The sequence below is a fragment of the Tropicimonas aquimaris genome (assembly GCF_042676185.1).
GTDB lineage: Bacteria > Pseudomonadota > Alphaproteobacteria > Rhodobacterales > Rhodobacteraceae > Tropicimonas > Tropicimonas aquimaris.
In genome coordinates this window covers 1-22201 of record NZ_JBHTJT010000043.1, presented here as the reverse complement: position 1 = coordinate 22201, position 22201 = coordinate 1, and the positions used below count along the sequence as shown (strand labels likewise).

At 66.4% G+C, this 22201-nt stretch carries 25 protein-coding genes; 13 read left to right on the top strand and 12 right to left on the bottom strand.

Annotated elements, in window-relative coordinates; translation table 11 throughout:
- Positions 1–120 precede the first annotated feature (120 nt).
- From fusA to ACFQ2S_RS18065, 4 genes are all read right to left on the bottom strand, one after another.
- Positions 121–2244 (bottom strand): elongation factor G, encoded by a 2124-nt coding sequence (gene fusA, locus ACFQ2S_RS18080; protein ID WP_386076615.1) that lies wholly within the window; start codon positions 2242–2244, stop codon positions 121–123.
- A 27-nt stretch (positions 2245–2271) separates the two neighbouring features.
- Positions 2272–2742 carry a 30S ribosomal protein S7 gene (rpsG, locus tag ACFQ2S_RS18075; RefSeq protein ID WP_089233472.1) on the bottom strand — a complete coding sequence of 157 codons (471 nt, stop codon included), beginning with the start codon at positions 2740–2742 and terminating at the stop codon, positions 2272–2274.
- 12 nt (positions 2743–2754) lie between these two features.
- A complete protein-coding gene (rpsL, locus tag ACFQ2S_RS18070) occupies positions 2755–3126 on the bottom strand; it encodes a 30S ribosomal protein S12 (RefSeq protein WP_008182915.1) in 372 nt (123 codons plus the stop codon).
- A gap of 226 nt (positions 3127–3352) precedes the next feature.
- The gene (locus tag ACFQ2S_RS18065) at positions 3353–4291 is read right to left on the bottom strand and encodes a DMT family transporter (RefSeq protein WP_386076613.1); all 939 of its coding nucleotides are present in this window, start codon (positions 4289–4291) and stop codon (positions 3353–3355) included.
- A 241-nt stretch (positions 4292–4532) separates the two neighbouring features.
- On the opposite strand from ACFQ2S_RS18065, the gene ACFQ2S_RS18060 reads away from it, so the two are divergent.
- The 7 genes from ACFQ2S_RS18060 to ACFQ2S_RS18030 all read left to right on the top strand — a co-directional run bounded on the left by ACFQ2S_RS18060 (position 4533) and on the right by ACFQ2S_RS18030 (position 9915).
- On the top strand, positions 4533–4685 hold the full coding sequence (locus ACFQ2S_RS18060; RefSeq protein WP_386076611.1) for a hypothetical protein: 153 nt from the start codon (positions 4533–4535) through the stop codon (positions 4683–4685).
- Between the two features lie 12 nt (positions 4686–4697).
- Positions 4698–5642, top strand: a complete 945-nt coding sequence (locus ACFQ2S_RS18055; RefSeq protein ID WP_386076610.1) for an endonuclease/exonuclease/phosphatase family protein — start codon at positions 4698–4700, stop codon at positions 5640–5642.
- A gap of 92 nt (positions 5643–5734) precedes the next feature.
- Positions 5735–6325, top strand: a complete 591-nt coding sequence (locus ACFQ2S_RS18050) for a DUF2796 domain-containing protein (protein WP_386076608.1) — start codon at positions 5735–5737, stop codon at positions 6323–6325.
- A gap of 6 nt (positions 6326–6331) precedes the next feature.
- Positions 6332–7051, top strand: coding sequence for an ABC transporter ATP-binding protein (locus ACFQ2S_RS18045; protein WP_386076607.1), 720 nt, complete (start codon positions 6332–6334; stop codon positions 7049–7051).
- Complete coding sequence (locus ACFQ2S_RS18040; RefSeq protein ID WP_386076617.1) at positions 7051–8298, top strand: ABC transporter permease; 1248 nt, start codon at positions 7051–7053, stop codon at positions 8296–8298. The genes ACFQ2S_RS18045 and ACFQ2S_RS18040 overlap by 1 nt, the downstream gene beginning before the upstream one ends.
- Positions 8299–8312: 14 nt before the next feature.
- The gene (locus ACFQ2S_RS18035; RefSeq protein ID WP_386076605.1) at positions 8313–9386 is read left to right on the top strand and encodes a hypothetical protein; all 1074 of its coding nucleotides are present in this window, start codon (positions 8313–8315) and stop codon (positions 9384–9386) included.
- A gap of 13 nt (positions 9387–9399) precedes the next feature.
- Positions 9400–9915: a DUF3299 domain-containing protein gene (locus ACFQ2S_RS18030; protein WP_386076603.1), complete on the top strand. Its 516-nt coding sequence runs from the start codon at positions 9400–9402 to the stop codon at positions 9913–9915.
- A gap of 2 nt (positions 9916–9917) precedes the next feature.
- Here the strand turns inward: ACFQ2S_RS18030 and ACFQ2S_RS18025 are convergent, their stop codons facing one another.
- Positions 9918–10814: a cation diffusion facilitator family transporter gene (locus ACFQ2S_RS18025; protein WP_386076601.1), complete on the bottom strand. Its 897-nt coding sequence runs from the start codon at positions 10812–10814 to the stop codon at positions 9918–9920.
- Between the two features lie 131 nt (positions 10815–10945).
- Between ACFQ2S_RS18025 and ACFQ2S_RS18020 the strand changes: the two genes are divergently transcribed.
- From ACFQ2S_RS18020 to ACFQ2S_RS18005, 4 genes are all read left to right on the top strand, one after another.
- Positions 10946–12082: an NAD(P)/FAD-dependent oxidoreductase gene (locus ACFQ2S_RS18020; protein ID WP_386076599.1), complete on the top strand. Its 1137-nt coding sequence runs from the start codon at positions 10946–10948 to the stop codon at positions 12080–12082.
- Positions 12083–12272: 190 nt separating this feature from the next.
- Positions 12273–12920, top strand: coding sequence for an acrylate utilization transcriptional regulator AcuR (gene acuR / locus ACFQ2S_RS18015; protein ID WP_449369420.1), 648 nt, complete (start codon positions 12273–12275; stop codon positions 12918–12920).
- 10 nt (positions 12921–12930) lie between these two features.
- The gene (gene acuI, locus ACFQ2S_RS18010) at positions 12931–13923 is read left to right on the top strand and encodes an acrylyl-CoA reductase (NADPH) (protein ID WP_386076595.1); all 993 of its coding nucleotides are present in this window, start codon (positions 12931–12933) and stop codon (positions 13921–13923) included.
- Positions 13924–13952: 29 nt separating this feature from the next.
- Positions 13953–14660: a dimethylsulfonioproprionate lyase family protein gene (locus ACFQ2S_RS18005; protein WP_386076593.1), complete on the top strand. Its 708-nt coding sequence runs from the start codon at positions 13953–13955 to the stop codon at positions 14658–14660.
- A gap of 12 nt (positions 14661–14672) precedes the next feature.
- Here ACFQ2S_RS18005 and ACFQ2S_RS18000 read toward each other — a convergent pair whose 3' ends face one another.
- Entirely contained in the window at positions 14673–15512 is an 840-nt protein-coding gene (locus ACFQ2S_RS18000) for a DUF6635 family protein (RefSeq protein WP_386076591.1), read from the bottom strand.
- Between the two features lie 181 nt (positions 15513–15693).
- On the opposite strand from ACFQ2S_RS18000, the gene ACFQ2S_RS17995 reads away from it, so the two are divergent.
- Together ACFQ2S_RS17995 and ACFQ2S_RS17990 are read left to right on the top strand one after the other, a co-directional pair.
- Positions 15694–16476, top strand: a complete 783-nt coding sequence (locus ACFQ2S_RS17995; RefSeq protein WP_089233485.1) for a ZIP family metal transporter — start codon at positions 15694–15696, stop codon at positions 16474–16476.
- Between the two features lie 172 nt (positions 16477–16648).
- Positions 16649–17182, top strand: a complete 534-nt coding sequence (locus tag ACFQ2S_RS17990; RefSeq protein ID WP_386076590.1) for a peroxiredoxin — start codon at positions 16649–16651, stop codon at positions 17180–17182.
- A gap of 12 nt (positions 17183–17194) precedes the next feature.
- Here ACFQ2S_RS17990 and ACFQ2S_RS17985 read toward each other — a convergent pair whose 3' ends face one another.
- The 6 genes from ACFQ2S_RS17985 to ACFQ2S_RS17960 form a co-directional block, all read right to left on the bottom strand.
- On the bottom strand, positions 17195–17521 hold the full coding sequence (locus tag ACFQ2S_RS17985; protein WP_089233487.1) for a DUF3775 domain-containing protein: 327 nt from the start codon (positions 17519–17521) through the stop codon (positions 17195–17197).
- Positions 17522–17608: 87 nt separating this feature from the next.
- Positions 17609–18337, bottom strand: a complete 729-nt coding sequence (locus ACFQ2S_RS17980) for an SDR family NAD(P)-dependent oxidoreductase (RefSeq protein WP_386076588.1) — start codon at positions 18335–18337, stop codon at positions 17609–17611.
- Complete coding sequence (locus ACFQ2S_RS17975) at positions 18334–19095, bottom strand: DUF1365 domain-containing protein (RefSeq protein ID WP_386076586.1); 762 nt, start codon at positions 19093–19095, stop codon at positions 18334–18336. The genes ACFQ2S_RS17980 and ACFQ2S_RS17975 overlap by 4 nt, the downstream gene beginning before the upstream one ends.
- Positions 19092–20396, bottom strand: a complete 1305-nt coding sequence (locus ACFQ2S_RS17970) for an NAD(P)/FAD-dependent oxidoreductase (RefSeq protein WP_386076585.1) — start codon at positions 20394–20396, stop codon at positions 19092–19094. The genes ACFQ2S_RS17975 and ACFQ2S_RS17970 overlap by 4 nt, the downstream gene beginning before the upstream one ends.
- Before the next feature lie 270 nt (positions 20397–20666).
- The gene (locus ACFQ2S_RS17965; protein ID WP_386076583.1) at positions 20667–21350 is read right to left on the bottom strand and encodes a LysR family transcriptional regulator; all 684 of its coding nucleotides are present in this window, start codon (positions 21348–21350) and stop codon (positions 20667–20669) included.
- 19 nt (positions 21351–21369) lie between these two features.
- Positions 21370–21528: a hypothetical protein gene (locus tag ACFQ2S_RS17960; RefSeq protein ID WP_386076581.1), complete on the bottom strand. Its 159-nt coding sequence runs from the start codon at positions 21526–21528 to the stop codon at positions 21370–21372.
- Positions 21529–22201: the final 673 nt, after the last annotated feature.

The window sequence follows — 22201 nt, the reverse complement described above, 5'->3', positions numbered from 1 at the left end:
GACCAATCGTGCCGACGTTCACATGCGGTTTGTTACGCTGAAACTTTTCCTTTGCCATGATGGCCTCCTTGTTCTGTGCGGGGGCGGTTTGGACACCGCCCCCAAAATCCCGATTTGCTCTTAGGCGTACTTGGCCTGGATCTCGTCCGAGATGTTCTGCGGCACCGGATCGTAGTGATCGAACTGCATCGTGAACTGCGCACGGCCCGAGGACATGGAGCGCAGCGTGTTGATGTAGCCGAACATGTTGGCCAGCGGCACGAAGGCGTTGATCGCCACCGCGTTGCCGCGGGGTTCCTGGCCGGTCACCTGGCCACGACGGGAGGTCAGGTCACCGATGATGCCGCCGGTGTATTCCTCCGGGGTGATCACCTCGACCTTCATGATCGGCTCGAGCAGCTTGGCGCCGGCCTTCTTCATGCCTTCGCGCATGCCCATGCGAGCGGCGATCTCGAACGCGAGAACGCTGGAGTCAACGTCGTGGAACTTGCCGTCGACCAGGGCGACCTTGAAGTCGATCACCGGGAAGCCAGCAAGCGGACCGGAGTCCATGACCGACTTGATGCCCTTCTCGACGCCGGGGATGTATTCCTTCGGCACCGCACCACCGACGATCTTGCTCTCGAAGGAGTAGCCCTCGCCCGGCTCGGTTGGGGTGATGACCAGCTTGACCTCGGCGAACTGCCCCGAACCACCCGACTGCTTCTTGTGGGTGTAGGAATGCTCGACCTGCTTTGAGATCGTCTCGCGATAGGCCACCTGCGGCGCACCGATGTTCGCCTCGACCTTGAACTCCCGCTTCAGACGGTCGACCAGAATGTCGAGGTGAAGTTCGCCCATGCCCTTCATGATGGTCTGACCGGACTCGAGGTCGGTCTCGACGCGGAACGACGGGTCCTCGGCGGCCAGACGGGCCAGACCCTGAGACATCTTCTCCTGGTCGTTCTTGGTCTTCGGCTCGACCGCGATCTCGATGACCGGGTCGGGGAAGGTCATGGTTTCGAGCACCACCGGATCGTTGACGGCGCAGAGCGTGTCACCGGTGGTGGTCTCCTTCAGGCCCGCAAGCGCGATGATGTCGCCGGCGAAGGCTTCCTCGATCTCCTCGCGGTTGTTGGAGTGCATCATCATCATACGGCCGATGCGCTCTTTCTTGCCCTTGGTGGAGTTCAGGATCGAGTCGCCCTTCTTCATCACGCCGGAGTAGATCCGGGTGAAGGTCAGCGAACCGACGAACGGGTCGTTCATGATCTTGAACGCCAGGCCGGCGAACGGCATGTTGTCGTCGGCGCGGCGCGCGATGTTGCGGGTTTCCGTTTCGTCGCCCGGCTTGAAGCCCATGTAGTCGACCACGTCGAGCGGGCTCGGCAGGAAGTCGATCACGGCGTTCAGCAGCGGCTGGACACCCTTGTTCTTGAACGCGGAACCGCCGAGGACCGGAACGAAGGACATCGAGAGGCAGCCCTTGCGAACCAGCGAACGCAGGGTCGCCACATCGGGCTCTTCGCCTTCGAGGTAGGCCTCCATCGCGGTGTCGTCCATCTCGACGGCATGCTCGATCAGGTGGCCGCGCCATTCGTCGGCGAGGTCCTGCAAATCCTCGCGGATCGGTTGACGGGTCCAGGACGCGCCCAGATCCTCGCCCTGCCACACCCATTCTTCCATGGTGATCAGGTCGACGATGCCCTCGAGCTTGTCCTCGGAGCCGATCGGGAAGTTCACCGGAACGGGGGTCGCGCCGGTGCGGTCCTTGATCATCTTCACGCAGTTGAAGAAGTCGGCGCCGATCTTGTCCATCTTGTTGACGAAGACGAGACGCGGAACCTTGTACCGGTCGGCCTGGCGCCACACGGTCTCGGTCTGCGGCTCGACACCTGCGTTGCCGTCGAGCAGCGCAACGGCACCGTCGAGCACGGCCAGCGAACGCTCGACTTCGATGGTGAAGTCGACGTGGCCGGGGGTATCGATGATGTTGTAGCGGAACTTGGTGTCGTCCGTGCCTTCGGCGGTCGGATCTTCCTGCCACCGCCAGAAGGTCGTGGTCGCAGCCGAGGTGATGGTGATGCCCCGCTCCTGCTCCTGCTCCATCCAGTCCATGGTCGCGGCGCCGTCATGGACTTCGCCAATCTTGTGAGACTTTCCGGTGTAGTAAAGGATACGCTCTGTCGTCGTGGTCTTGCCGGCATCGATGTGCGCCATGATGCCGAAGTTTCGGTAATGGTCGAGAGGATAGTCGCGGGCCATGGGGGGGTCCTCAGGCGTAGATTTGGTTTACCAACGGTAGTGGCTGAACGCCTTGTTGGCGTCGGCCATCTTGTGGGTGTCTTCGCGCTTCTTCACGGCAGTGCCACGCGAGTTCACGGCATCGACCAGTTCGCCGGCCAGACGCTCTTCCATCGTGTTCTCGTTGCGGCCGCGGGCAGCGGTGATGAGCCAGCGGATGGCCAGGGCCTCGCGCCGCTCGGTCCGGACTTCGACGGGCACCTGGTAGGTCGCACCGCCAACGCGGCGGGAACGAACCTCGACCGAAGGCTTGACGTTGTCGAGGGCCTCGGTGAACACCTCGATCGGGGAGCGCTTCAGCTTGCTCTCGACCCGGTCGAGCGCGCTGTACACGATCCGCTCGGCGACCGACTTCTTGCCGTCGATCATCAGGTTGTTCATGAATTTGGTGAGCACCACGTCGCCGTATTTGGCGTCGGGCAGCACTTCGCGCTTTTCAGCAGCATGACGACGGGACATCTCTGTCTCTCCTTACTTGGGACGCTTCGCGCCGTACTTCGAGCGACGCTGCTTACGGTCCTTGACGCCCTGGGTATCCAGAACACCGCGCAGGATGTGGTAGCGCACACCCGGAAGGTCTTTCACACGACCGCCGCGGATGAGGACCACCGAGTGCTCCTGCAGGTTGTGGCTCTCACCGGGAATGTAGCTGATCACCTCGAAGCCGTTGGTCAGACGAACCTTGGCCACCTTCCGCATGGCCGAGTTCGGCTTCTTCGGGGTGGTCGTGTAGACGCGGGTGCAAACCCCACGCTTCTGCGGGCAGCTCTCGAGGTGCTGCGACTTGGATCGTTTCACTTTGGGCTGCCGCGGTTTGCGGATCAGCTGTTGGATCGTCGGCATTCCGGTTCCCCAGTCTAGCTTTCTTCTTCTCGCGCGTGCCGCGAGGGTTTGTTCATCAAATCGCGCGCCTCACGCGTCCGCAAAGCGCGAAAAACCGCTGGCGTTTCCTCGTACGCGGAAACGACGCGGGTGGAATTACAGAGGATCGGGGCATGCGCCCGGATCTTGACCACTTCAGTTCTGCAAGTTCGGTCAAACGGAATCCCCGTGACCGAGTGGGCGTGCTCTAGATAGAATCGCCAGCCTTGTCAACAGACGCTCGGGAAATATGGTTCCGCGCTGCTTCCCGGGCCGCAACCTCGGCCAGTTTTCGCTCCCGGTGGAAAGTGAAGATCCCGGTCGCCACCACGATCCCCGCGCCGATCATCGTCATCCCGTCCGGCCATTCCCCGAACACCACCCAGCCCAGCAGCAGCGCCCACAGCAGCGACGTGTAGCGGAACGGCGCGACAAAGGCGATATCCCCGGCCCGCATGGTCGCGATCGAGAACATGTAGGCAAACGTGATCATCAGCGAGGCTCCGCCAAGGGCCAGCCAGGCGTCGGGCGGCACCGGGCGCCATGTCTCCGGGCCAAAGACCAGCCCGACACCGCCAAAGGCCATAACTCCAAGGGACGCAGCCACCGCCACCGTCATCGAGCTGGTCTCGATGGAGACCATGCGCGCGGTGAGATCCCGGGCCGTGACGAAGATCACCGCCCCGACCACATAGATCGAATAGATCGTGAAGCCCTCGGCGCCGGGGCGGACGATCAGCATGACCCCGGCGAAGCCCACGAGGATCGCCAGAAGCCGCCGCCAGCCGATGGGCTCACCAAGGAATGCCGCCGCGGCGAGCGTCACGGAAAGGGGCATGGCTTGCATGATCGCCGTGGCATTGGCGATCGGCATGTGGAACAGCGCGGTGATGAAGCAATAGGCCGCCGCGATCTCCGCCAGGGTGCGCCAGACCACGAGCCCCCGGTCGCGGCGCGGCAGCCGCAGGCGCAGCGACCCGGTCACGGCGGCGGCGACGAGAATCAGCACAGAGCCCCCCATGCCCCGCAGGAACATCGCCTGGAACAGCGACATGTCATCCGACACCGATTTCATGAGCGCATCATTGATCGTGAAGGACGCCATGGACGCCGCCATCAGCGCCGCGGCTTTGAAATTGGGAGACATGGAAAGGGCGCCCTTCGGAGAAATGCACGTCCGCGATGCAAGAGCGCGCACCCTTTGTCAACGCGGCTGGCGGGAAATGACCTCGCGACAAGTGAGGAGGTCATGTTGATGCGGGTCAAAGAACAACGTTCACGATCGGGTTTATCCTGCCGACGAGCGTATTGACCCACCCCGTCCCGGTCATGTCATTCTGCCAGCAGGGACGCCGAGGCTTCCGGGGAGGGAGACAATGGAGGGACCCATGAAGCTCAGAACTTTGCTCGCCATCCTCGGCCTCGCGGCCCTAGGATTCGCCTGCACTGACACGCAACACTACCCGATCACCGGCGAGGAATGCGGGCCGGACGATCCGGTTCAGGACCTCTCGGTGCAGCAATGCGCCCAGGCGGCCTGATCAGCCGGACAGGTGCGCATCGCCACGTTCAATGTCCAGAATCTGCGCCTCCGGCAGTTGGCCGGCGGCCAGGCAGCGCTCGACGGGGCGCGTGACGGCGACGTGCCGACAGATACGGACGAGGAAGCGCCCACCTTCGACAAGGCGGACCGGCGCCTGACCGCGGCGGTCCTTCACGACATGAATGCCGATGTCGTGGCGCTTCAGGAGGTGCACGACCAGGAAACGCTGGACTATTTCCACGAAAGGTTCTTGGTGCGCACCGGGCTCCGGCCCTACCCGCACCGGATCTGCCTGCCCGGCAACGACGGCATGGGGCGCAACCTCGCGCTGCTGAGCCGCCTGCCGCCCAGCGCCCTGCAAAGCCATGCCGACCTGCGCCCGGCCGACCTCGGCCTCGCGCCGCTCGAAGGGGTGGCGCCGGATCGCCCGCTCTTTTGCCGCGACTGCCTGATGGTCGATCTGCCCGGAATCACGCTCTATCTGTGCCACTTCAAGGCCCCCTACCCCGACCCCGACGAAACCCGGCCGGCTCGCCGACTGGAGGCGCTCGGGGTGCGACGCCTGATCGAGAATCGCTTCGCCCGACCCGAAAGTGCGATGTGGATGATCCTTGGCGATCTCAACGAGCCCGACGCCCAGGTTCCGCTGGCGGAGAAGGCGACCGCGCCCCTGCTGGATGACTTCGCCATCGACCTGTTGGAGCGTCGCCCGAGCGGGCAGCGCTGGTCCTATCACGAGCCCCGGCGCGGCACCTATTCGCGCCCCGACGCGTTGCTGGCCTCGCCGGCGCTGGCGGCCGCCTGCCCGCTCGCCATGCCGCGCCTCGTGCGCGAGGGCATGGGCCGCGAGGCCACCGCCTACCGCGGCCCGCGCCTGCATGGCGTGGGCGAACACCGCCCTCATGCAAGCGACCACGCCGCCATCATGGTGGATCTCGAGGGGATCGGGGACTGACACGGCGCAGCTGCCGGACACCCGGTTGACAGTCGTGCACGGCCGTTATTGTTATGAGATAACATTTCACATTTGCCGTGGAGCGATTCCCCATGCCCCTCCGTATCCTGATTGCCGGCGCACTGATCTGCGCGGCGCCTGCCGCCATCGCCCAGCAGCGCCAGTTGGACGCCCATGAACATGGTGCCGGGACCCTCGACCTGGCCCGCTTCGGCAACATCGTCGAATTCGAACTGCGGGCGCCCGGCGCGGATATCGTGGGCTTCGAGCACGCCGCGACCTCGGAGGAAAACAAGCAGGCCGTCGCAGCCGCAATCGACTTGTTGTCGGCCCCCGAAACGATCCTAGCCTTTCCGGCCGCGGCAGGCTGCGAAGCGCAGGAAGCGAAGGCTGTTCTGGTCGCGATGGGCGATGAGCATTCGGACGAACCGGGAAGGCTCGAGCATGATGATCACGACGATCATGACGACCACGAAGAAGCTGCCGCCGGTCACACCGAGTTCCACGCACGCGCGATCTACACCTGCTCGAATCCCGAGGCGCTCGACCGGGTCGACCTGCCCTACTTCGGGCATTTCCCCAATGCGCGCGAGCTTGAGGTCCAGGCGGTTTCCGACAAGGGTGGTTTCGGCGCTGAAGTGGTCCGGGACCAGCCGGTGCTGCAACTGGACGGCAAGCTGTGAAACACCGTGACCAAGACCGGGGACCCCTTCGATACCGCGATTGACCTGCGCGACCTCCGTTTCGCGTGGAGTGGGCGGCGTCATTTCTCGCTGGCGGTCGAGCGGTTCGAGCTGCGCCGCGGCGAGGCGGTCTTTCTTCAGGGCGAGAGTGGCGGCGGCAAGACCACGCTGCTCAGTCTGATCTGCGGCATCAACCGTCCGGACTCCGGCCAGGTAAGGGTCGACGGCACCGATCTCGGTGCGCTGCGTGGTGGCGCGCGCGACAGATTGAGAGCCGAACGGATCGGCGTGATCTTCCAGATGTTCAACCTGCTGCCCTATGCCAGCCCGCTCGACAACATCCTGCTGCCGCTTCACTTCGCGCCCGAGCGCCGGGCGCGCTGCGGGGCGCCGCGGGAGGCCGCGCTGCACCTGACCGACACGCTTGGCCTGCCGCGCGACCTCATCGAGCACGGTACCGCCGCCGACCTCAGCGTCGGACAGCAGCAGCGCGTCGCGGTGGCGCGGGCACTGATCGGGCAACCACCCCTGATCGTGGCCGACGAGCCGACCTCCGCGCTCGACGCAAGCGCGCAGGCGGCCTTTGTCGATCTCTTGTTCGACCAGGTTCGGGCCGCCGGCGCGAGCCTGCTCATGGTGAGTCATGACGACCGGCTTTCCGGTCATTTCGACCGCGCGGTCCGACTGGAAGAGATCGCCACCGTCACCCGGAGCGAGGCCGCATGATCCTGCTCCGCCTTGCCCTCCGCTCGCTGATCAGCCGCCGGGTGACCGTCGGGCTGACCGTTCTGGCCATCGCGCTTTCCACGGCGCTCTTTCTCGGCGTCGAGAAGGTGCGGACCGGCGCGCGGGCGAGCTTTGCCGACACGATCTCGGACACCGACCTGATTGTCGGCGCGCGCACCGGCGGCGTGCAGTTGCTGCTCTACTCCGTCTTCCGGATCGGCAACGCCACCAATAACGTCACGTGGGAGAGTTTCGAGGAGATCGCAGCGCAGCCGGAGGTCGACTGGGCGGTGCCGATCTCGCTCGGCGACAGTCACCGCGGGTTCCGCGTGATGGGCACGACCGAGGCCTATTTCGACCGCTACAAGTATCGTGGCGGGCGGGGGCTGAACTTTGCCGTTGGTGGTCGCCCGGCCGACCTGTTCGACGCGGCCGTCGGCGCCGATGTTGCACGCGAGCTCGGCTACAAGCTCGGCCAGGAGATCGTGGTGGCGCACGGGCTGGCCTCGTTCACGGACCACGACGACAAGCCGTTCCGCATTTCCGGCATCCTCGAGAAGACCGGCACGCCGGTCGATCGGACGGTGATCGTCAGCCTCGAGGCGATCGAGGCGATCCACGCGGACTGGCAGGGCGGCGGGCGCTCCGGAACCCCGATCTCGGCTGCGCAGGTCCGGGAGCTCGACCTGTCTCCGAAGGCCATCACCGCGGCGATGATCGGCACCAGCTCGCCGCTGCAGGTATTCAAGCTCCAGCGTGCCATTAACGAATACCCCGAGGAGCCGCTGATGGCGGTGATCCCGGGCGTGGCGCTGCAAGAGCTCTGGGAGATCGTCGGCGTCGCCGAAACCGCGCTTCTGGGCGTTTCCGCGATGGTGGTCGCCACGGCGCTGCTCGGGATGACGGCGATGATCTTTTCCGGCCTCAACGAACGACGCCGCGAGATGGCGATCTTTCGCGCCGTCGGGGCACGGCCGCGAACCATCCTCGGGATGCTCACGCTGGAGGCCGCGTTGATGGCAACCGCCGGAGCGGCGCTTGGCGTCATCTTGCTCTACACGGGATTGTGGATTGCACGGCCCCATGTCGATGCCGCATTCGGACTCTACCTGCCGATCGCCCCGTTGACCGCTCGCGAAACCGCGGGTCTGATTGCGGTGGTGGTTGGCGGTACGCTGGTCGGGGCGGTTCCGGCGATCCGGGCCTACCGGATCTCCCTTGCAGATGGCATGACCGTCCGCAGCTAGGAGAGGAGGAGCAGATGCAGTCTTTCAAGCGCCTGGCGGCGCCGTTCGCGCTGGCCGCCGCAATCTCCCTGCCGGGCGGTCAGGCGCCGGCCTGCGCCTTTCACACCTACCTGCCGGAACGGACAGTTGTGGACATGCTGCTGGAGACGGAGAACGTCATCCTTGCCCGGCCCGACCCGGAGAATCCGTTCCGCTTCACCGCCGTTGCCGCGCTGGAAGGCACGCTGGAACAGGCCGCCCTGCCGACTCTCGTGGACAGCACCACCCGCCGCAAGATGTCCGCCAATCCGGACGACGTGGTGCTCTTTGCCCGAGACGGGGGCGGATACGGCCCATTCGTGCGGCTGGCCTATCTCGATGGGCCCTACCGCGAGATCGTCGAGACGATCATGGAGCGCAAGGAAGACTGGGTGATGGGCGACGATCTCGGTCGCTACCAGTTCTTCGCCGACCTGCTCTCCCACTCCGACCCCACGATCCGGGCTCTCGCCCTGCGCGAGCTCGACACGGCGCCCTACGACCTGCTGCGCGCGGTGGACCTGTCCGTCGACGCGGGCGCGATCCTGCGCGACCTCTGGCAGATCTACGAAGCGCCCTACGTGCCGATCCGCCTGCTGCTCCTCGGCCTGAGCGACAGCGACGCCGCGCGCGCCGAGATCCGGCGCGGGCTGGAAACCGAACGCCTGCGCCCGACGGGCTTCCGCCTCGGACCGCTTGCCACGGCCCTTGTCGAACTGGACGGGGCGGAGGGCATCGCGGAGCTGGAAACCCTGTTCCTGTCCGAACCCGACGCATCCGCCGAAGCACAGGAACTCGTGGTGGAAGCGCTCGCGATCCATGCCGTTTCCTCGACGCCGGAGATGCGGGAGCGGATCATCTCGGCACTCGCCGATTTCGCGACGCTGCGGCCGGATCGGGCCGACGCGGTGGCGCGGCAGTTCCAGATCCGTTACGACTTCGGCATGGCCGATGCGCTGGCGGAACTGCTCGAAAGCGGCACGATCCGGTCGGCGAAGGTGCTGATCCCTGTCTCGACCTATGTGATGATGGCGCGGCAGGACCAGACGATGATGACCGAATTCCAGTGAGGGGGAGAAGAGAATGCCCGCATTGACCCGCCGCGCTCTCTGCGCCCTGCTCGCCGCCGCCTGCGCCACCACCGGAACACGTCTCGCCTGGGCCTCGGAGGTGCTGGACCTCGACTGGGAAGACCTGATCCCCGAGAGCGACGGCAAGGTCAAAAGCGCATACGAGGCGCTCGGCGTGATCTCCCACGACCAGATCAGCCAGGCTCCGGCCGATAGTGGCTTTGCGCCGGTCCGGAGCGATCTCGACGGCAAGGTAGTGCGCATTCCCGGATATGTGGTTCCGCTCGACTACGGCAGCGAGGGCGTCACGACCTTCCTGCTGGTGCCCTATGTCGGCGCCTGCATCCACGTTCCGCCGCCGCCCTCGAACCAGCTGATCCTCGTGAATTCCGAGGTGCCGCAGGAGTTCGGCGGGCTGTTCGAACCGGTCATCGTGACCGGCATGCTCGGCACTTCGGCCTCCGAGACCGAGCTGGCCGACGTGGGCTACGTGATCACAGCGGATCAGGTCGCCCCCTACGGCCTCTAGGGTCAGGTGGGCTCCAGCCCTTTCTTCTTGAGCTTGTCGTCGGGCTCCACGTGGATCGTGGTGCGCGCTTCGGGAATGCGGCGCTCGAGTTCATCCTCAATAGCATCGCAGATCTCGTGCGCCTCTCCGACCGTCATCTCGCGGTCCACGACAAGGTGGAACTCGATGAACAGCACCTTGCCGGCGCGGCGGGTGCGCAGGTCGTGAATCTGCATCGCCCCGGCGGAGGATTCACGGATCGCGGCGGTGATGATCTCGCGGTCGTCGGAATGGGCGGCCGAATCCATCAGGTCTCCCGCCGAAGCGAACACCACCCCCCAGCCCTCGCGCAGGATGTTCGCGGCCACGATCAGCGCCATTATCGGATCGAGAATCGCCCAGCCGGAGAGCAGCACCAGCACAAGGCCGACAAGAACGCCGGCCGAGGTCCAGACATCGGCCATGAGGTGGCGCCCGCCAGCCGACAGCGCGGGCGAGCGGCGTCGCGTGCCGATGCGAATGAGCAACCGCGCCCAGACGAGGTTGATCACCATCGCGACGGCGTTGACGATCATCCCCGTCGGCCCGAGCCGGTCGAGACCTGGGTTCCAAAGCGCGCCGACCGCCTCCTGGATCACCAGCAGCGCCGCCAGCAGGATCATCGTGCCTTCGGCGATGGCCGAGAAGTTCTCCGCCTTGTGGTGGCCGAAAGGATGATTGGTGTCCGCAGGCCGCTCGGCGATCCGGATCGCGATCCAGGCCAGCACCGCCCCCGCGACGTTGACGAAGGATTCCAGCGCGTCCGAATAGAGCGCGACCGATCCGGTCAGCCACCAGGCAACGAACTTGAGGGCGAGCACCAGCAGCGCCACGCCGATGGAGGCGAGCGCGAGTCCCTGGGAGGATGCCTTGTCGGTCATTCTGCCATCCTTCAACGTTCCGCCCGGCACCGTCAGCCAGCGTCCGGCCTCGGGCGGCTTCCTTGCATAGCGACGCCCTGACGGCCATAGACAAAGTGCAGCAGCAAAGCCCCAAAGGGTCGGAGGTCAGGATGCCCGATTTCGATGCCATCGTAGTTGGCGGCGGGGTCGTCGGACTCGCCTGTGCCGCGGCGTTCTGCGACTCCGGGCGGCCGGCCCTCGTGCTGGAAGGGGCGGAACACGCCGGCACTGGCACATCGTCCCGCAACAGCGAGGTCATCCATGGTGGGCTCTATTACGCGACCGGCAGCCTGAAGCACCGGCTCTGCGTGCGCGGGCGGAGGCTGCTCTACGATTACCTGCAGGAACGGAAGATCCCGCACCGCAAATGCGGCAAGATCGTCGTTGCCACCGATGCGGCGGAAATACCCCGGATCGAAGACCTGGCGAGACGGGCCGAAGAGAACGGCGTGGAAGGCATTCGGATGCTCGAACGCTCCGAGATCCGCTCGCTGGAGCCGGAGTTGACCGCGACGGCCGCGCTGCTGTCGCCCGAGACGGGCATCCTCGACAGCCACGCATTCATGATGGCCCTGATCGCGCAGATCGAGGCGGGCGGCGGGCATGTCGCGCTGCGCGCGCCGTTTCTAAGGGCCGAGGCCGAGGCGGGCGGTTTCCGGGTCTGGACCGGCGGGAGCGACCCCGTGGAGGTCACGGCGCGCGTGCTGATAAATTCCGCCGGCCTTCACGCGGCGGAGGTCGCACGCCGGATCGCCGGAATGCCGGGAGAGGCGGTGCCGGTCATGCGCTTCGCCAAGGGGTGTTACTTCTGCCTTCGCGGCCGGGTGCCGTTCCGGCGCCTCGTCTATCCGGCGCCGGTCGACGGGGGCCTCGGGATTCACGCGACGCTCGACATCGGAGGCCGGATGCGGTTCGGGCCGGACGTGGAATGGCTTCCGCCCGGCACGGAGCCCGACGCCCTCGACTACAGCGTCCCGCCAGAGCGGGCGCGCGTGTTCGAGACGGCCATCCGGCGCTACTGGCCCGGCCTGCTGCAGGGCGCGCTCTATCCCGACTATGCCGGCGTCCGTCCCAAGCTGAGCCCGCCGGGCGCGCCGGCCGCGGATTTCTCGATCCAGACTGCGGAGGCGCACGGCATCCCCGGGCTGGTGAACCTCTTCGGGATGGAGAGCCCGGCGCTCACCTCCGCGCTGGCGATTGGTGAGTCGGTGTGCGAGGCGCTGCGCCCGGAGATCGAGAGCGCCTGACCGCCCCCGGTTTCCGGCATTCCCGCCATGCAAAATCCGGGGAGCGCAGGGGCTGGGCTTCTGCAAGCCACTCACATACGGACGAAATCGGGTGGTCTCGCCCGGTTTCGCGTGACGCATGCCGCAGGCAGACGCGCAGCGCGCAAACCTCCGCGTTGATTTACTAGACCGATAAGTCTAATAAATTCCCATGGACTCACATGCCGCCAGATCCGCAGCAGACAGCCCCCCGCGCCGGGGACGCCCGAAGCGCGATCCCGCGACCTCCGAAGTGCGCCAGAGGCTGATCCGCACCGGCCTCGCCCACCTGACGGAGCGGGGATATTCCGCCGTCGGCTTGGACGAGATCCTAAAGGCCGCCTCGGTGCCGAAGGGCAGCTTCTACCATTACTTCCGCAACAAGGCCGAGTTCGGCGCCGCGTTGATCGACGCCTACAACACCTATTTCTGCGAGCTGCTCGACCGCGCCCTGCTGGATGAGCGGATGACCCCGCTCGACCGGCTGCGTGCCTTCGCGGCCGAGGCGGAGCGCGGGATGGCGCGGCATGGGTTCCGGCGCGGATGCCTCGTGGGCAATCTCGGGCAGGAAATGGGCGCGTTGCCGGAGGAGTTCCGCGACCGCCTCGTCTCCGTGCTCGAGGAATGGCAGCGGCGCACCGAGCGCTGCCTGCAGCTTGCGCAGCAGGCCGGCGAGATCGGCCCGGCGCAGGACCCCGAGGCACTTGCCGCCTTCTTCTGGATCGGCTGGGAGGGCGCCGTCCTCCGCGCCAAACTCGAACGTCGGGCGGAGCCGCTTCAGCGCTTCGCCGACAGCTTTTTCACCTCCATAACCCCCTGAAGGACTTCCCATGTTCGACGCCATCCTCATCGACAAGACCGACGACGCACAGACCGTCACCCTTTCCGACGTCAGCCCGGACCAGCTCCCCGAGGGCGATGTGCTGGTCGACGTCGCCTATTCCACCCTCAACTACAAGGACGCGCTGGCGATAACCGGCGCCGCTCCGGTGGTGCGCAGCTTTCCGATGGTTCCAGGGATCGATTTCTCCGGCGTCGTCGTGGAAAGCGCCCATGCCGATTACAAGCCCGGCGACCGTGTGGTGCTGAACGGCTGGGGCGTCGGCGAGAAGCACTGGGGCGGGCTTGCCGGGCAGGCGCGCGTCAAGGGCGACTGGCTGGTGCCGCTGCCCGACGGGATCAGCCTGCGTCAGGCGATGGCGATCGGCACCGCCGGGTACACCGCGATGCTCTGCGTGCTGGCGCTGGAGGCCCAGGGGATCACCCCCGACAAGGGCGAGATCGTCGTGAGCGGCGCCGCCGGCGGGGTAGGCAGCGTGGCAACTGCCATTCTCGCCGCACGCGGCTACGAGGTCGCCGCGGTGACCGGCCGTCCGGCCGAGGCCGATTACCTGCGCTCGCTCGGCGCTGCCTCCATCGTCGACCGCGCAGAACTCTCCGGCAAGGGGCGGCCGCTGGCCAAGGAACGCTGGGCCGGCGGGATCGACGTGGCCGGCAGCACCGTGCTTGCGAACATGCTGGCCAGCATCAAGTACCGCGGCGCGGTTGCGGCCTGTGGCCTTGCCGCCGGCATGGACCTTCCCGCGTCGGTCGCGCCCTTCATCCTGCGCGGGGTGACGCTGGTCGGTGTCGACAGCGTCATGTGCCCGAAGGCCGAGCGCATCGAGGCCTGGAAGCGGCTCGCCAGCGACCTCGACCTGGGCAAGCTCGATGCGATGGTGACGGAGGTCCCGCTCTCCGAGGTGATCGACACGGCGCCGAAGTTCCTCGAGGGTCAGATCCGTGGCCGGATCGTGGTGCCCGTCGCGCCTCAGGCCGACTGACACAAGGGGCGATCAAGGGAGCGCGCCGCATGTCCGACACGATCGACAGCACCCCGGCCCAGCCGGCCCTGACGCTGACCGACTGCCCGAGCTGGCTCTACCTGCTGCGGGAGTTCGACAGCCTATACCGCTACGGGTCGGACGGCGGCAGCCGCCTGATCCGCTCGCACCGCAAGCGGGTGCGCGACGCGCTTTCCTCGATCCTCGGCGCCAACCCGATGGTGCTGCCGCGCCCGCCAGCCGAAAAGCCGGTCGCGGCGCACCTGAACCGGGCACTGGACCTCGGCGAGAAGACCGTGGTGCAGGGCATGGCGCGGGCGCTCTCGCGGGTGGCGGGCCAGCTGACCTGGGAATACGGCTACGAAAAAGTGCCGAAGGCGTTGGAGCGCAAGTATGCCTATTGCGAAGTGCTCGGCCCGCGCGGGCCGGTGCTGGCCGAACGGCTGATCCTTGGCTTCGTGCTGTTCGCGCCCCGCACAACCTATCCGCAGCACAGCCACCAGGAGATCGAGGAGAGCTATGTCTCCGTCTCGGGCGCCTGGTCGGAGAACGATGTCGCCGTGCACGCGCCGGGGTCGCTGATCCTCAACCGGCCCGGGGACGAGCACCGCATCACCACCGCCGATCTGGAGCCCTGTCTGCTGGCCTATGCCTGGATCGGCCCGGAGACGCGCCTGCACACGCCGGGGATGAAGCTGTCCTCGAACCGCAAGGCGCGGATGTCCCAGGGGATCTGACCGGCCGCGCGGTCAGCCGCGCAGGAACCGGAACAGGCTGACACCGGCATCGGTGATGTCCGCCAGCCGGGCGAGGGCGTGCTCGCGCGCGAGCGTCGGGGCGCTGTCGTCGCTGGCCGCGAGCGCATACTGGAGCCGCAGCAGGCGCCGCCGGTGGATGCCCAGACGCGCCTGGATGGGATCGGCAAGGATGCCGGCAAACGTCGTGACCAGCGAGGCGACGACGGCAAGCCCGACCCCGACCGCCAGCACCTTCCAGACCGGAATCTCGGGCGGAAAAGCCGCGTACCACGCCTGTCCGAGGCCCCGGCCGAGCGGAAAGCTCGCAACCGCCGCCGAGTGCGAGACGTAATCCGAGACGAGCGGTGCGAGCGACACGATCCCGGGGGTCGCGTGACGGAAGACGAAGATGCCGAGCGACAGGACCACGAGCGTCGTGAAGATCTCGGAGACCGAGGTCCGGACGGCGGTATAGTCCCGCAGGAGCCCGCGCTGCCGGTCGTTCAGCGGCTCCTTCGATTGCCAGAGCTCCGTCTCCACCAGCGCCTCGACGGCCCGAGCGAGCGACGAGTGGATGAAGATCGGCCGGTCGAGCAGCCACCGGCTGGCCCGGCCAAGGCCGATGGCCCGGAACGCCAGAGCGATCAGGCGCGAGAGCAGGAAGACCGGGGCGAGCACGACGTTGACCGGCGCGGCCAACAGGTCCCAGCCCAGAGCTGCTCGGTGCAGGCTCAGCGAGCCCCGGAAGCCGAAATGGCGCCGCACGAAGAGGTCTGTCCTGATCAGATCGGGGTCGTCGCGCATCGTCATGTTGAACCCATCGGGCTCCACCGGTCCCGTCGACCGGTGCAAGCCGCCCACCCGTGAAACCGCATCGCGGCCGATTCCACAGAGAGGAGAGTTTACCTGCGATGCCCCCCGCATCCAAGCGAGCATCCCCTTGCATCGGCGGGCGACTGCCTGAATGGTGCGCCGGAGCGGCCGGTGCGTCGGTCAGGGACCGCGGCGCGAACCAAAGCGGAAAGGCCAGAGCATGGACGGCATGTCTCCAATTCTTCTCGGATTCCTCGGCAGTCTCGCCGCCGGCATGATGACGGCGGTGGGGGCGGTTCCGGTGCTTTTCGGGCGCGTTCCCGGCCGCGCGTTTCGCGACATGTCCCTGGGGTTTGCGGCGGGCGTCATGCTGGCGGCCTCGTTCTTCTCCCTCATCATCCCGGCTCTGGATGCGGCGGGGGAACGGTTCACCTCCCCCTCCACGCCTGCCGCCATCGTCTGCGTGGCGATCCTGCTCGGCATGGGGGCGGTTGCGCTGATCAACGAGAAGCTCCCGCACGAACACTTCCGGATCGGTCGCGAGGGACCGGAAGCCGCCTCGCTGCGGCGGGTCTGGCTGTTCATCTTCGCGATCACGATCCACAACTTCCCGGAAGGGCTGGCCGTCGGGGTGGGCTTCGGCGCCGGGGGGATGGAGGGCGGCTTTCCGCTCGCCGTCGGGATCGGGCTGCAGAACGCCCCGGAGGGGCTGGCGGTTGCGGTCTCGCTACTCGGCGAGGGCTACGAGCGGTGGCGCGCCTGGTCGATTGCCGCCCTGACAGGCATGGTCGAGCCGATTGGCGGGCTGCTCGGCGCCGGGATCATCGGTGTCTCGGAGCCGTTCCTGCCCTGGGGCCTCGCCTTCGCAGCCGGCGCGATGATCTACGTGATCAGCCACGAGATCATCCCCGACACCCACCGCAGCGGTCACCAGAACAAGGCGACGCTCGGCCTGAGCGTGGGACTTGTGACGATGCTCTTCCTGGACGTCACGCTCGGCTGAAGCCCGCTTCGGCGTCCGTGATCCAACTGGTGCTTTGCTCCCGGCGGCCGGTGGCCTACCTTCCGGGTCGGGCCCGTCGCTCCCTGCACCTTCGCACCCGGAGGAGAGGGATGGCGGGCGCAGGATCACGGCAGGACGGTGGCGCAGATGCCGCCGCGACAGGGAGAAGGCCATGCACCCGGAACGCATTCCGCAGACGATCTTTCACACCCGCGTCCGCAACGTGGACCTCGGCGGCCCGAACCCGTTCGAATGGAAGGACGTCAGCTCTGACGAGATCTTCGCCGGTCGGCGGATCGTGCTCTTCGCCCTGCCCGGCGCCTTCACCCCGGCCTGTTCCGAGACACACCTGCCGGGGTTCGAGGCCCATCACGAGAGCTTCGTCGCGCTCGGGATCGACGAGGTGATCTGCCTGTCCGTCAACGACGCCTTCGTCATGCACCAGTGGGGAAAGGCGCTCGGCATCTCCAAGGTACGGATGCTGCCGGACGGCAACGCGGAGTTCAGCGAGGGGATGGGGATGCTGGTCAGCCGCACCGCCCAGGGCATGGGCCGGCGCAGCTGGCGTTACTCGATGTATGTGAAGGATGGCGAGATCCGCAAGATCTTCGCCGAACCGGGCCTGCGGGACGATCCGCCGGGAGTGCCTGTCGAGATATCGGGCGCCGAGACGATGCTCGACTACCTGCGCTCGACCCTTACGTAACGGCGCAAGAACTCAGCCGCGCTCGCGCAGACGGTCTTCCTCGTCGGCCACGTTGATGCCGAGCGCGTCCATGCCGTCTTCGAGGAAGCTCGCGAGTTCCGGCATCCCCGCAAGGTAATCCTCGGTGGGAGCGGTGCGCTCCTGCCGAGCGGTTTCCAGCGCCTCGTCGATCTCGTCGGCGGAGAAGCTCTCCCGGCCGATCCACATGCAGGCCACGAGGCTGATCTGCTCATCCTCGTTCAACCCCGAGATGTAGTCCCGCAGATAAGGGCTATCCGGCCCGTATTCACGCGTCAGCGCGATCACCCTGACGATTTTTCCAGTGCTTATGTCGAGCATCGGGATCCACTTCCTTCTGGCCCATTGTTCACGCAACCCGCCTGCCGAGGCAAGCGAAACCGACAGGATTTGCGCCGAAGCAAGCCGCTATCGGGCGAACAGGCGGAAGTACAGACCTTCCGGGAGAAACTGGGCTGCGCGGAACAGCCATGAGAAGGGGCGCGGGAAGCTGCAGGCGAAGCGGCGGCTTTCGAGATGAGCCATGATGCGTTCCGCCGCGGCCTCGGGTTCCATGATGTAGGGCATGGGAAAATCGTTCAGGTCGGTCAGGCGGGTGCGGATAAAACCGGGGTTGGCTAGTTGCACTCGCACGCCTGACTTGCGCAGATCGGCATGCAGGCTTTCGGCCAGGCCCATCAGCCCCGCCTTGGACGCGGCATAGCCGATCGCGCCTGGCAGGCCGCGAAAGCCGGCCAGCGATCCGACAAAGAGCAGGTGGCCGGAATCGCGCCGGATCATCTCCGGCAGCACCGGGTCGAGGATGCGCATGGCGCCAGTCAGGTTGACGTCGCACATGGCGGCGGCCTTCCCGCCGTCCCAATCCTGCGCCCGCATCGGCCAGTAGACGGCGGCGATGTAGACGAGCCCGTCGACATGCCCGGCGGCCCTCGCGGCCTCGGCGCAACTCACGGGGTCGGTCACGTCGAGCGGCACCACCTCGGCCGGGCCCGGAAGCTCGGAGGCAAGGTCCTGAAGCCGCTCGGTGGAGCGGGCGCTCAGCACGAGCTCATAGCCGGCCCGGCTCATCGCATTGGCCAGCGCACGTCCCAGCCCTTCGCTGGCGCCGACGAGCCAGTACCGCCCGCGGCCGCTCATCGGGAGACCTCCTGCATCGGCGGTTCGGGGCGGGGGCGGAAGGGCGCGCCCTTCCACCAGAGCTTCAGCGCCTGCCAGTGGATCAACGCCAGCACGCGAACCGAGCCAAACGGACGCCGCAGGCAGGCCCGCAGCAGGCCCGTGGTCCTGAGCGGACGGCGCGGCCCGGTCAGCGTCGCCATCAACCCGCCCTTCGCGTGGCGATAGTCGATGCGGATCCCGATGTGGTCGGGGCGGATGTCGAAGGTGAAGGTATAGCCGCCATCGACCGGCTGGAACGGCGACACGTGGAACAGCTTGACGGCCTCGATCGTGTCACCGGCGCGGATCGGCCCGGTATCGTCCCGGTGGCAGAGATAGGAATGCCGGTCGCCGAAAGTGTTGGTCACCTCCGCGATCACGACGCGCAGATCGCCTTCCGCGTCATGGCAGAGCCAGAAGCTGACCGGGTTGAAGACGTGGCCGAGAATGCGGGGCTGGGCGAGCAGCAGGATCCGGCCCGCGCCGGCCTCCGCAAGCCCGTGGTCGCCAAGCACCCGCCGCGCCCAGGCCGCGCCCTCGCCCTTGCTCGGCGCGCCGCCGTGGTCGGTGTCGTGCAGCGCGGCGAGGTTGAACCGGTTGCGCGAGAACAGGCGCGGGGTCTCGGCCGGGGCTTCCGGGTCCAGCATCAGGTAGTCGACCCCGTAGCGGAACGAGTTCGACACCGCGCCGCGACGTCCGTGCCAGGTATGGCCCGCGATATGTTCGATGCCGGTCACTGTGCGGCCACCTCCAGAGAGGCCTCGGAAAGGATCGCCTCGGCCACCTCGGCTGCGCTGGCCAACCCGTCCTCGTGAAACCCGTTCTTCATCCAGGCGCCGCAGAACCAGGTGCGGTTGGTGCCATTTCGCTCCGCCAGCTCCTTCTGCGCGGCGAAGGCCCCGAGATCGTAGACCGGGTGGCGCAAGACCGTCTGGTCGTGAATCAGATCTTCGCGGATCTGGCGGGTGCTGTTGAGCGTCACGAAGAGCGGGTCGTCGGCCGGGATCGGCTGCAGCGCGTTCATCCAGTAGGTCAGGTCGATCCGGTCGGTGCCGCGCTCCCGGGCCTCGGCATAATTCCAGGCCGACCAGCAGCGGCGGCGGCTCGGCATGACCGAGGGATCGGCGTGCAGGATGACCTCGTTGGGTTGGTAGGCGATGGCCGAAAGCGCGCTCCGCTCGGAGGGCGCGGCGTCGGTCAGCAGGCGCAGCGTGTCGTCGGAATGGGTGGCGAAGACCACCTCGTCGAAGCTTTCCCAGTCGCCGCCCTCGCACCGGAGCTCGACCCGCTCGAATTGCCGCCGCACGCCCGCCACGGGTGTGGCGAGCCGTATCTCCGCGCCCTGCCGGCGCATCTCGGCCTCGAGCCGGCGCACATATTCCACGGAGCCGCCCATGACGGTGTGCCATTGATGCTGGCCCGTGTGATGCAGCAACGCGTGGTTGCGGAAAAAATCGATCATCGCGCGGGCCGGAAAATCCATGATCCGCGACACGGGCGTTGACCAGATCGCTCCGGACAGCGGCGCGAGATAGTAGTCGCGGAACCAGTCGCCGGTGCCGAGAGCCTCCAGAAGCTCGCCGATTGTCGCGGTGCCCCCGAGGGACGCGGCCGTGGCCTCGGCCCGGGCATTGAAACGGAGGATGTCGCGGATCATCCGCAGGAACGCCGGCCGCGCAATGTTGCGGGTCTGCGCGAAGACGGTGGAGAGGTCCTTCAACCCGTATTCCACCCGACCGCCGTCGATCGAGGCGGCAAAGGTCATCTGCGAGGGCACGACAGGCACGTCAAGCCGCTGGAAGAGGGCGTCGAGCCGAGGGTAGTTGGGCTTGTTGAACACGATGAAGCCGGTATCGACCGGCTGGTCGCCCCGCTTGCCGGCGAGCCGGGTGCGGGCGTGGCCACCGAGCGTCGCACCCGCTTCGATCAGAACGACCTCGTGGTGATCCGCCAGAAGGTGCGCCGCGCCCATGCCGGAGATGCCTCCCCCGATCACGGCGATCCTGCGTGGCGCCAGCCCGGCGCGATCCAATGGCATCTGCATGTCCTCCAGCGATTTTCTTGCCCTGCATTACGCCCTCGCGACCGCAGCGGATCAAACGAATAACGATTTCCCATTTATCCACAAGAAAATGCGAGCGGCGCGAGACATCTGAATGCGTCGGCTATTCCTGCGCTCGCGCGCGGTCAGCCTGACGGGCTTGTGACCCGAGCCCCTGTCGTGGGGCCGGAAGATTTGGCCGGGAAAACTCGTTTCCAAAGACTTCCCGCGCCCGGACGTGCTGCAGTTGGCCTTTCTGGTCAGACGTCAGAGCGGGCGTGTTTTGGAAAGCCTCCTCGGTGAGGCCGTAAGGAAATACCGGTCCACGAAGTCGGGGCTCGCCGTCGCCTGGGAACGGAGCCAACCGAGCGGCGTGGCAGGACATTGATGCATAGGGCGTACCAGCGCGGTAACGGCAGCAAGCAAGCGGCCACGGCGCATCCAGTCGGCTGTATGGTCCTCGTCGTCGATGGCGAGACTCACGAGATCGTCGGTGGCCCTGGCGAAGGTGGCGATCGCCCCGAGAAACGAGGTCCCCGGGGCTGTCGGCATTGTTCGCCACGTTGACGGCTCCTTGCTGTGCGACGCCTTTGGAATGGGAGGGCTCTGGCAGCTGTTTCTCAGGTCCTTCTCGAGCATTCCCACGCGGTCCTTGTGCCTTCGGAACGCAAGCCTCCTGTCCGTGGCGTTGCATGGGGCCTCACGCTCGATGAGGACCTCACCGACGCGTTCCTCGAGGTGCATGATGCTCTGGGAGACAGCCGAAGGGATCACCTTGAAAGATGCGACGGCCCTTTCGACTCTGCCGGTCCTGACGATCTCTTTAAAGGGTCGAAGAGCTGCATGGTCAACGCCATCTCGTTTCTCTTCAGTGGCATCAGGGACTTTGAATTGGCTGCTCTCCTGCGACTGAATAATCCAAGGGCACTCGGCAGGATTGGAGTGCCGCACATGGAACTTGCAGTCTTCGTCACTGGCTTGGTGACAAGACGCGACGGATAACACCAACCACTTGCTCGTCCTCGTCACCGACGCCGAGGTCTTCCGCCATTTCGCAGCCGTCGCTGCGGCCGGCGAGCTGCCTCCATGTATCCACAAAAAAGCCGGGCACCACGAATTTCACCTTCAACCCGGACCTGATCGCGCGGCTCGCTCAGATCCCGAATGTGGCATCGATCAAGATGCCGCTGCCGACGAATGGGGATTTCGCGGGCGAGATGCATCGCCTGCGAGACATGATGCCCAAGGGCTTCGCCGTCGGCTACAGCGGAGATTGGGGTGCAAAGGACGCGATTCTGGCTTTCGGCGCCTGCTGGTGTGGCGTGGTGGCCGGTCTCTCGCCAAAGCAAGCTCTTTCGCTCACCCGCGCCACTCACGAGGGAACTCGGCCGAAGCCGAGCGCATCGATCACGCCTTCGCTCCCCTCTGGACTCCGTTCCGGGAGTTGGGAAGCTTCCGGGCGGTGTTCGCCATCGCGGGGATCCTCGGCTTCGGGCGCATCGCTCCGCCGCGCCCGATCCTGCCGCTCGATCAAGAGTGCCGCGGACGGGCAGAGGTTGCCCTGCGTCCGGTACTCGAGGCATTCTGATTCCCGCCCCGCCGCGCAACTTGGAACATGGCCACGAACGACCCCAGGACGAGGTGCGGCGCATCTCGCGGATGGAAATGCCGCTCTTCCACGCGGACTTCTTGTTAACGCCCAGCATGCGCGGCAATACGACCGACGAAATCCCCTCACGGGCCGAGGGTGTGTGAAAACTCCGCGCCATGATATCCTTTTCGTGCAGGCGGGAGGGGTTTCA

Coding starts and splice junctions, on each gene's coding strand:
- fusA (WP_386076615.1), bottom strand. CDS start 2,244: ATGGCCCGCGACTATCCTCTCGACCATTACCGAAACTTCGGCATCATG.
- rpsG (WP_089233472.1), bottom strand. CDS start 2,742: ATGTCCCGTCGTCATGCTGCTGAAAAGCGCGAAGTGCTGCCCGACGCC.
- rpsL (WP_008182915.1), bottom strand. CDS start 3,126: ATGCCGACGATCCAACAGCTGATCCGCAAACCGCGGCAGCCCAAAGTG.
- ACFQ2S_RS18065 (WP_386076613.1), bottom strand. CDS start 4,291: ATGTCTCCCAATTTCAAAGCCGCGGCGCTGATGGCGGCGTCCATGGCG.
- ACFQ2S_RS18060 (WP_386076611.1), top strand. CDS start 4,533: ATGAAGCTCAGAACTTTGCTCGCCATCCTCGGCCTCGCGGCCCTAGGA.
- ACFQ2S_RS18050 (WP_386076608.1), top strand. CDS start 5,735: ATGCCCCTCCGTATCCTGATTGCCGGCGCACTGATCTGCGCGGCGCCT.
- ACFQ2S_RS18035 (WP_386076605.1), top strand. CDS start 8,313: ATGCAGTCTTTCAAGCGCCTGGCGGCGCCGTTCGCGCTGGCCGCCGCA.
- ACFQ2S_RS18030 (WP_386076603.1), top strand. CDS start 9,400: ATGCCCGCATTGACCCGCCGCGCTCTCTGCGCCCTGCTCGCCGCCGCC.
- ACFQ2S_RS18025 (WP_386076601.1), bottom strand. CDS start 10,814: ATGACCGACAAGGCATCCTCCCAGGGACTCGCGCTCGCCTCCATCGGC.
- ACFQ2S_RS18020 (WP_386076599.1), top strand. CDS start 10,946: ATGCCCGATTTCGATGCCATCGTAGTTGGCGGCGGGGTCGTCGGACTC.
- acuR (WP_449369420.1), top strand. CDS start 12,273: ATGGACTCACATGCCGCCAGATCCGCAGCAGACAGCCCCCCGCGCCGG.
- acuI (WP_386076595.1), top strand. CDS start 12,931: ATGTTCGACGCCATCCTCATCGACAAGACCGACGACGCACAGACCGTC.
- ACFQ2S_RS18005 (WP_386076593.1), top strand. CDS start 13,953: ATGTCCGACACGATCGACAGCACCCCGGCCCAGCCGGCCCTGACGCTG.
- ACFQ2S_RS17995 (WP_089233485.1), top strand. CDS start 15,694: ATGGACGGCATGTCTCCAATTCTTCTCGGATTCCTCGGCAGTCTCGCC.
- ACFQ2S_RS17990 (WP_386076590.1), top strand. CDS start 16,649: ATGCACCCGGAACGCATTCCGCAGACGATCTTTCACACCCGCGTCCGC.
- ACFQ2S_RS17985 (WP_089233487.1), bottom strand. CDS start 17,521: ATGCTCGACATAAGCACTGGAAAAATCGTCAGGGTGATCGCGCTGACG.
- ACFQ2S_RS17980 (WP_386076588.1), bottom strand. CDS start 18,337: ATGAGCGGCCGCGGGCGGTACTGGCTCGTCGGCGCCAGCGAAGGGCTG.
- ACFQ2S_RS17970 (WP_386076585.1), bottom strand. CDS start 20,396: ATGCCATTGGATCGCGCCGGGCTGGCGCCACGCAGGATCGCCGTGATC.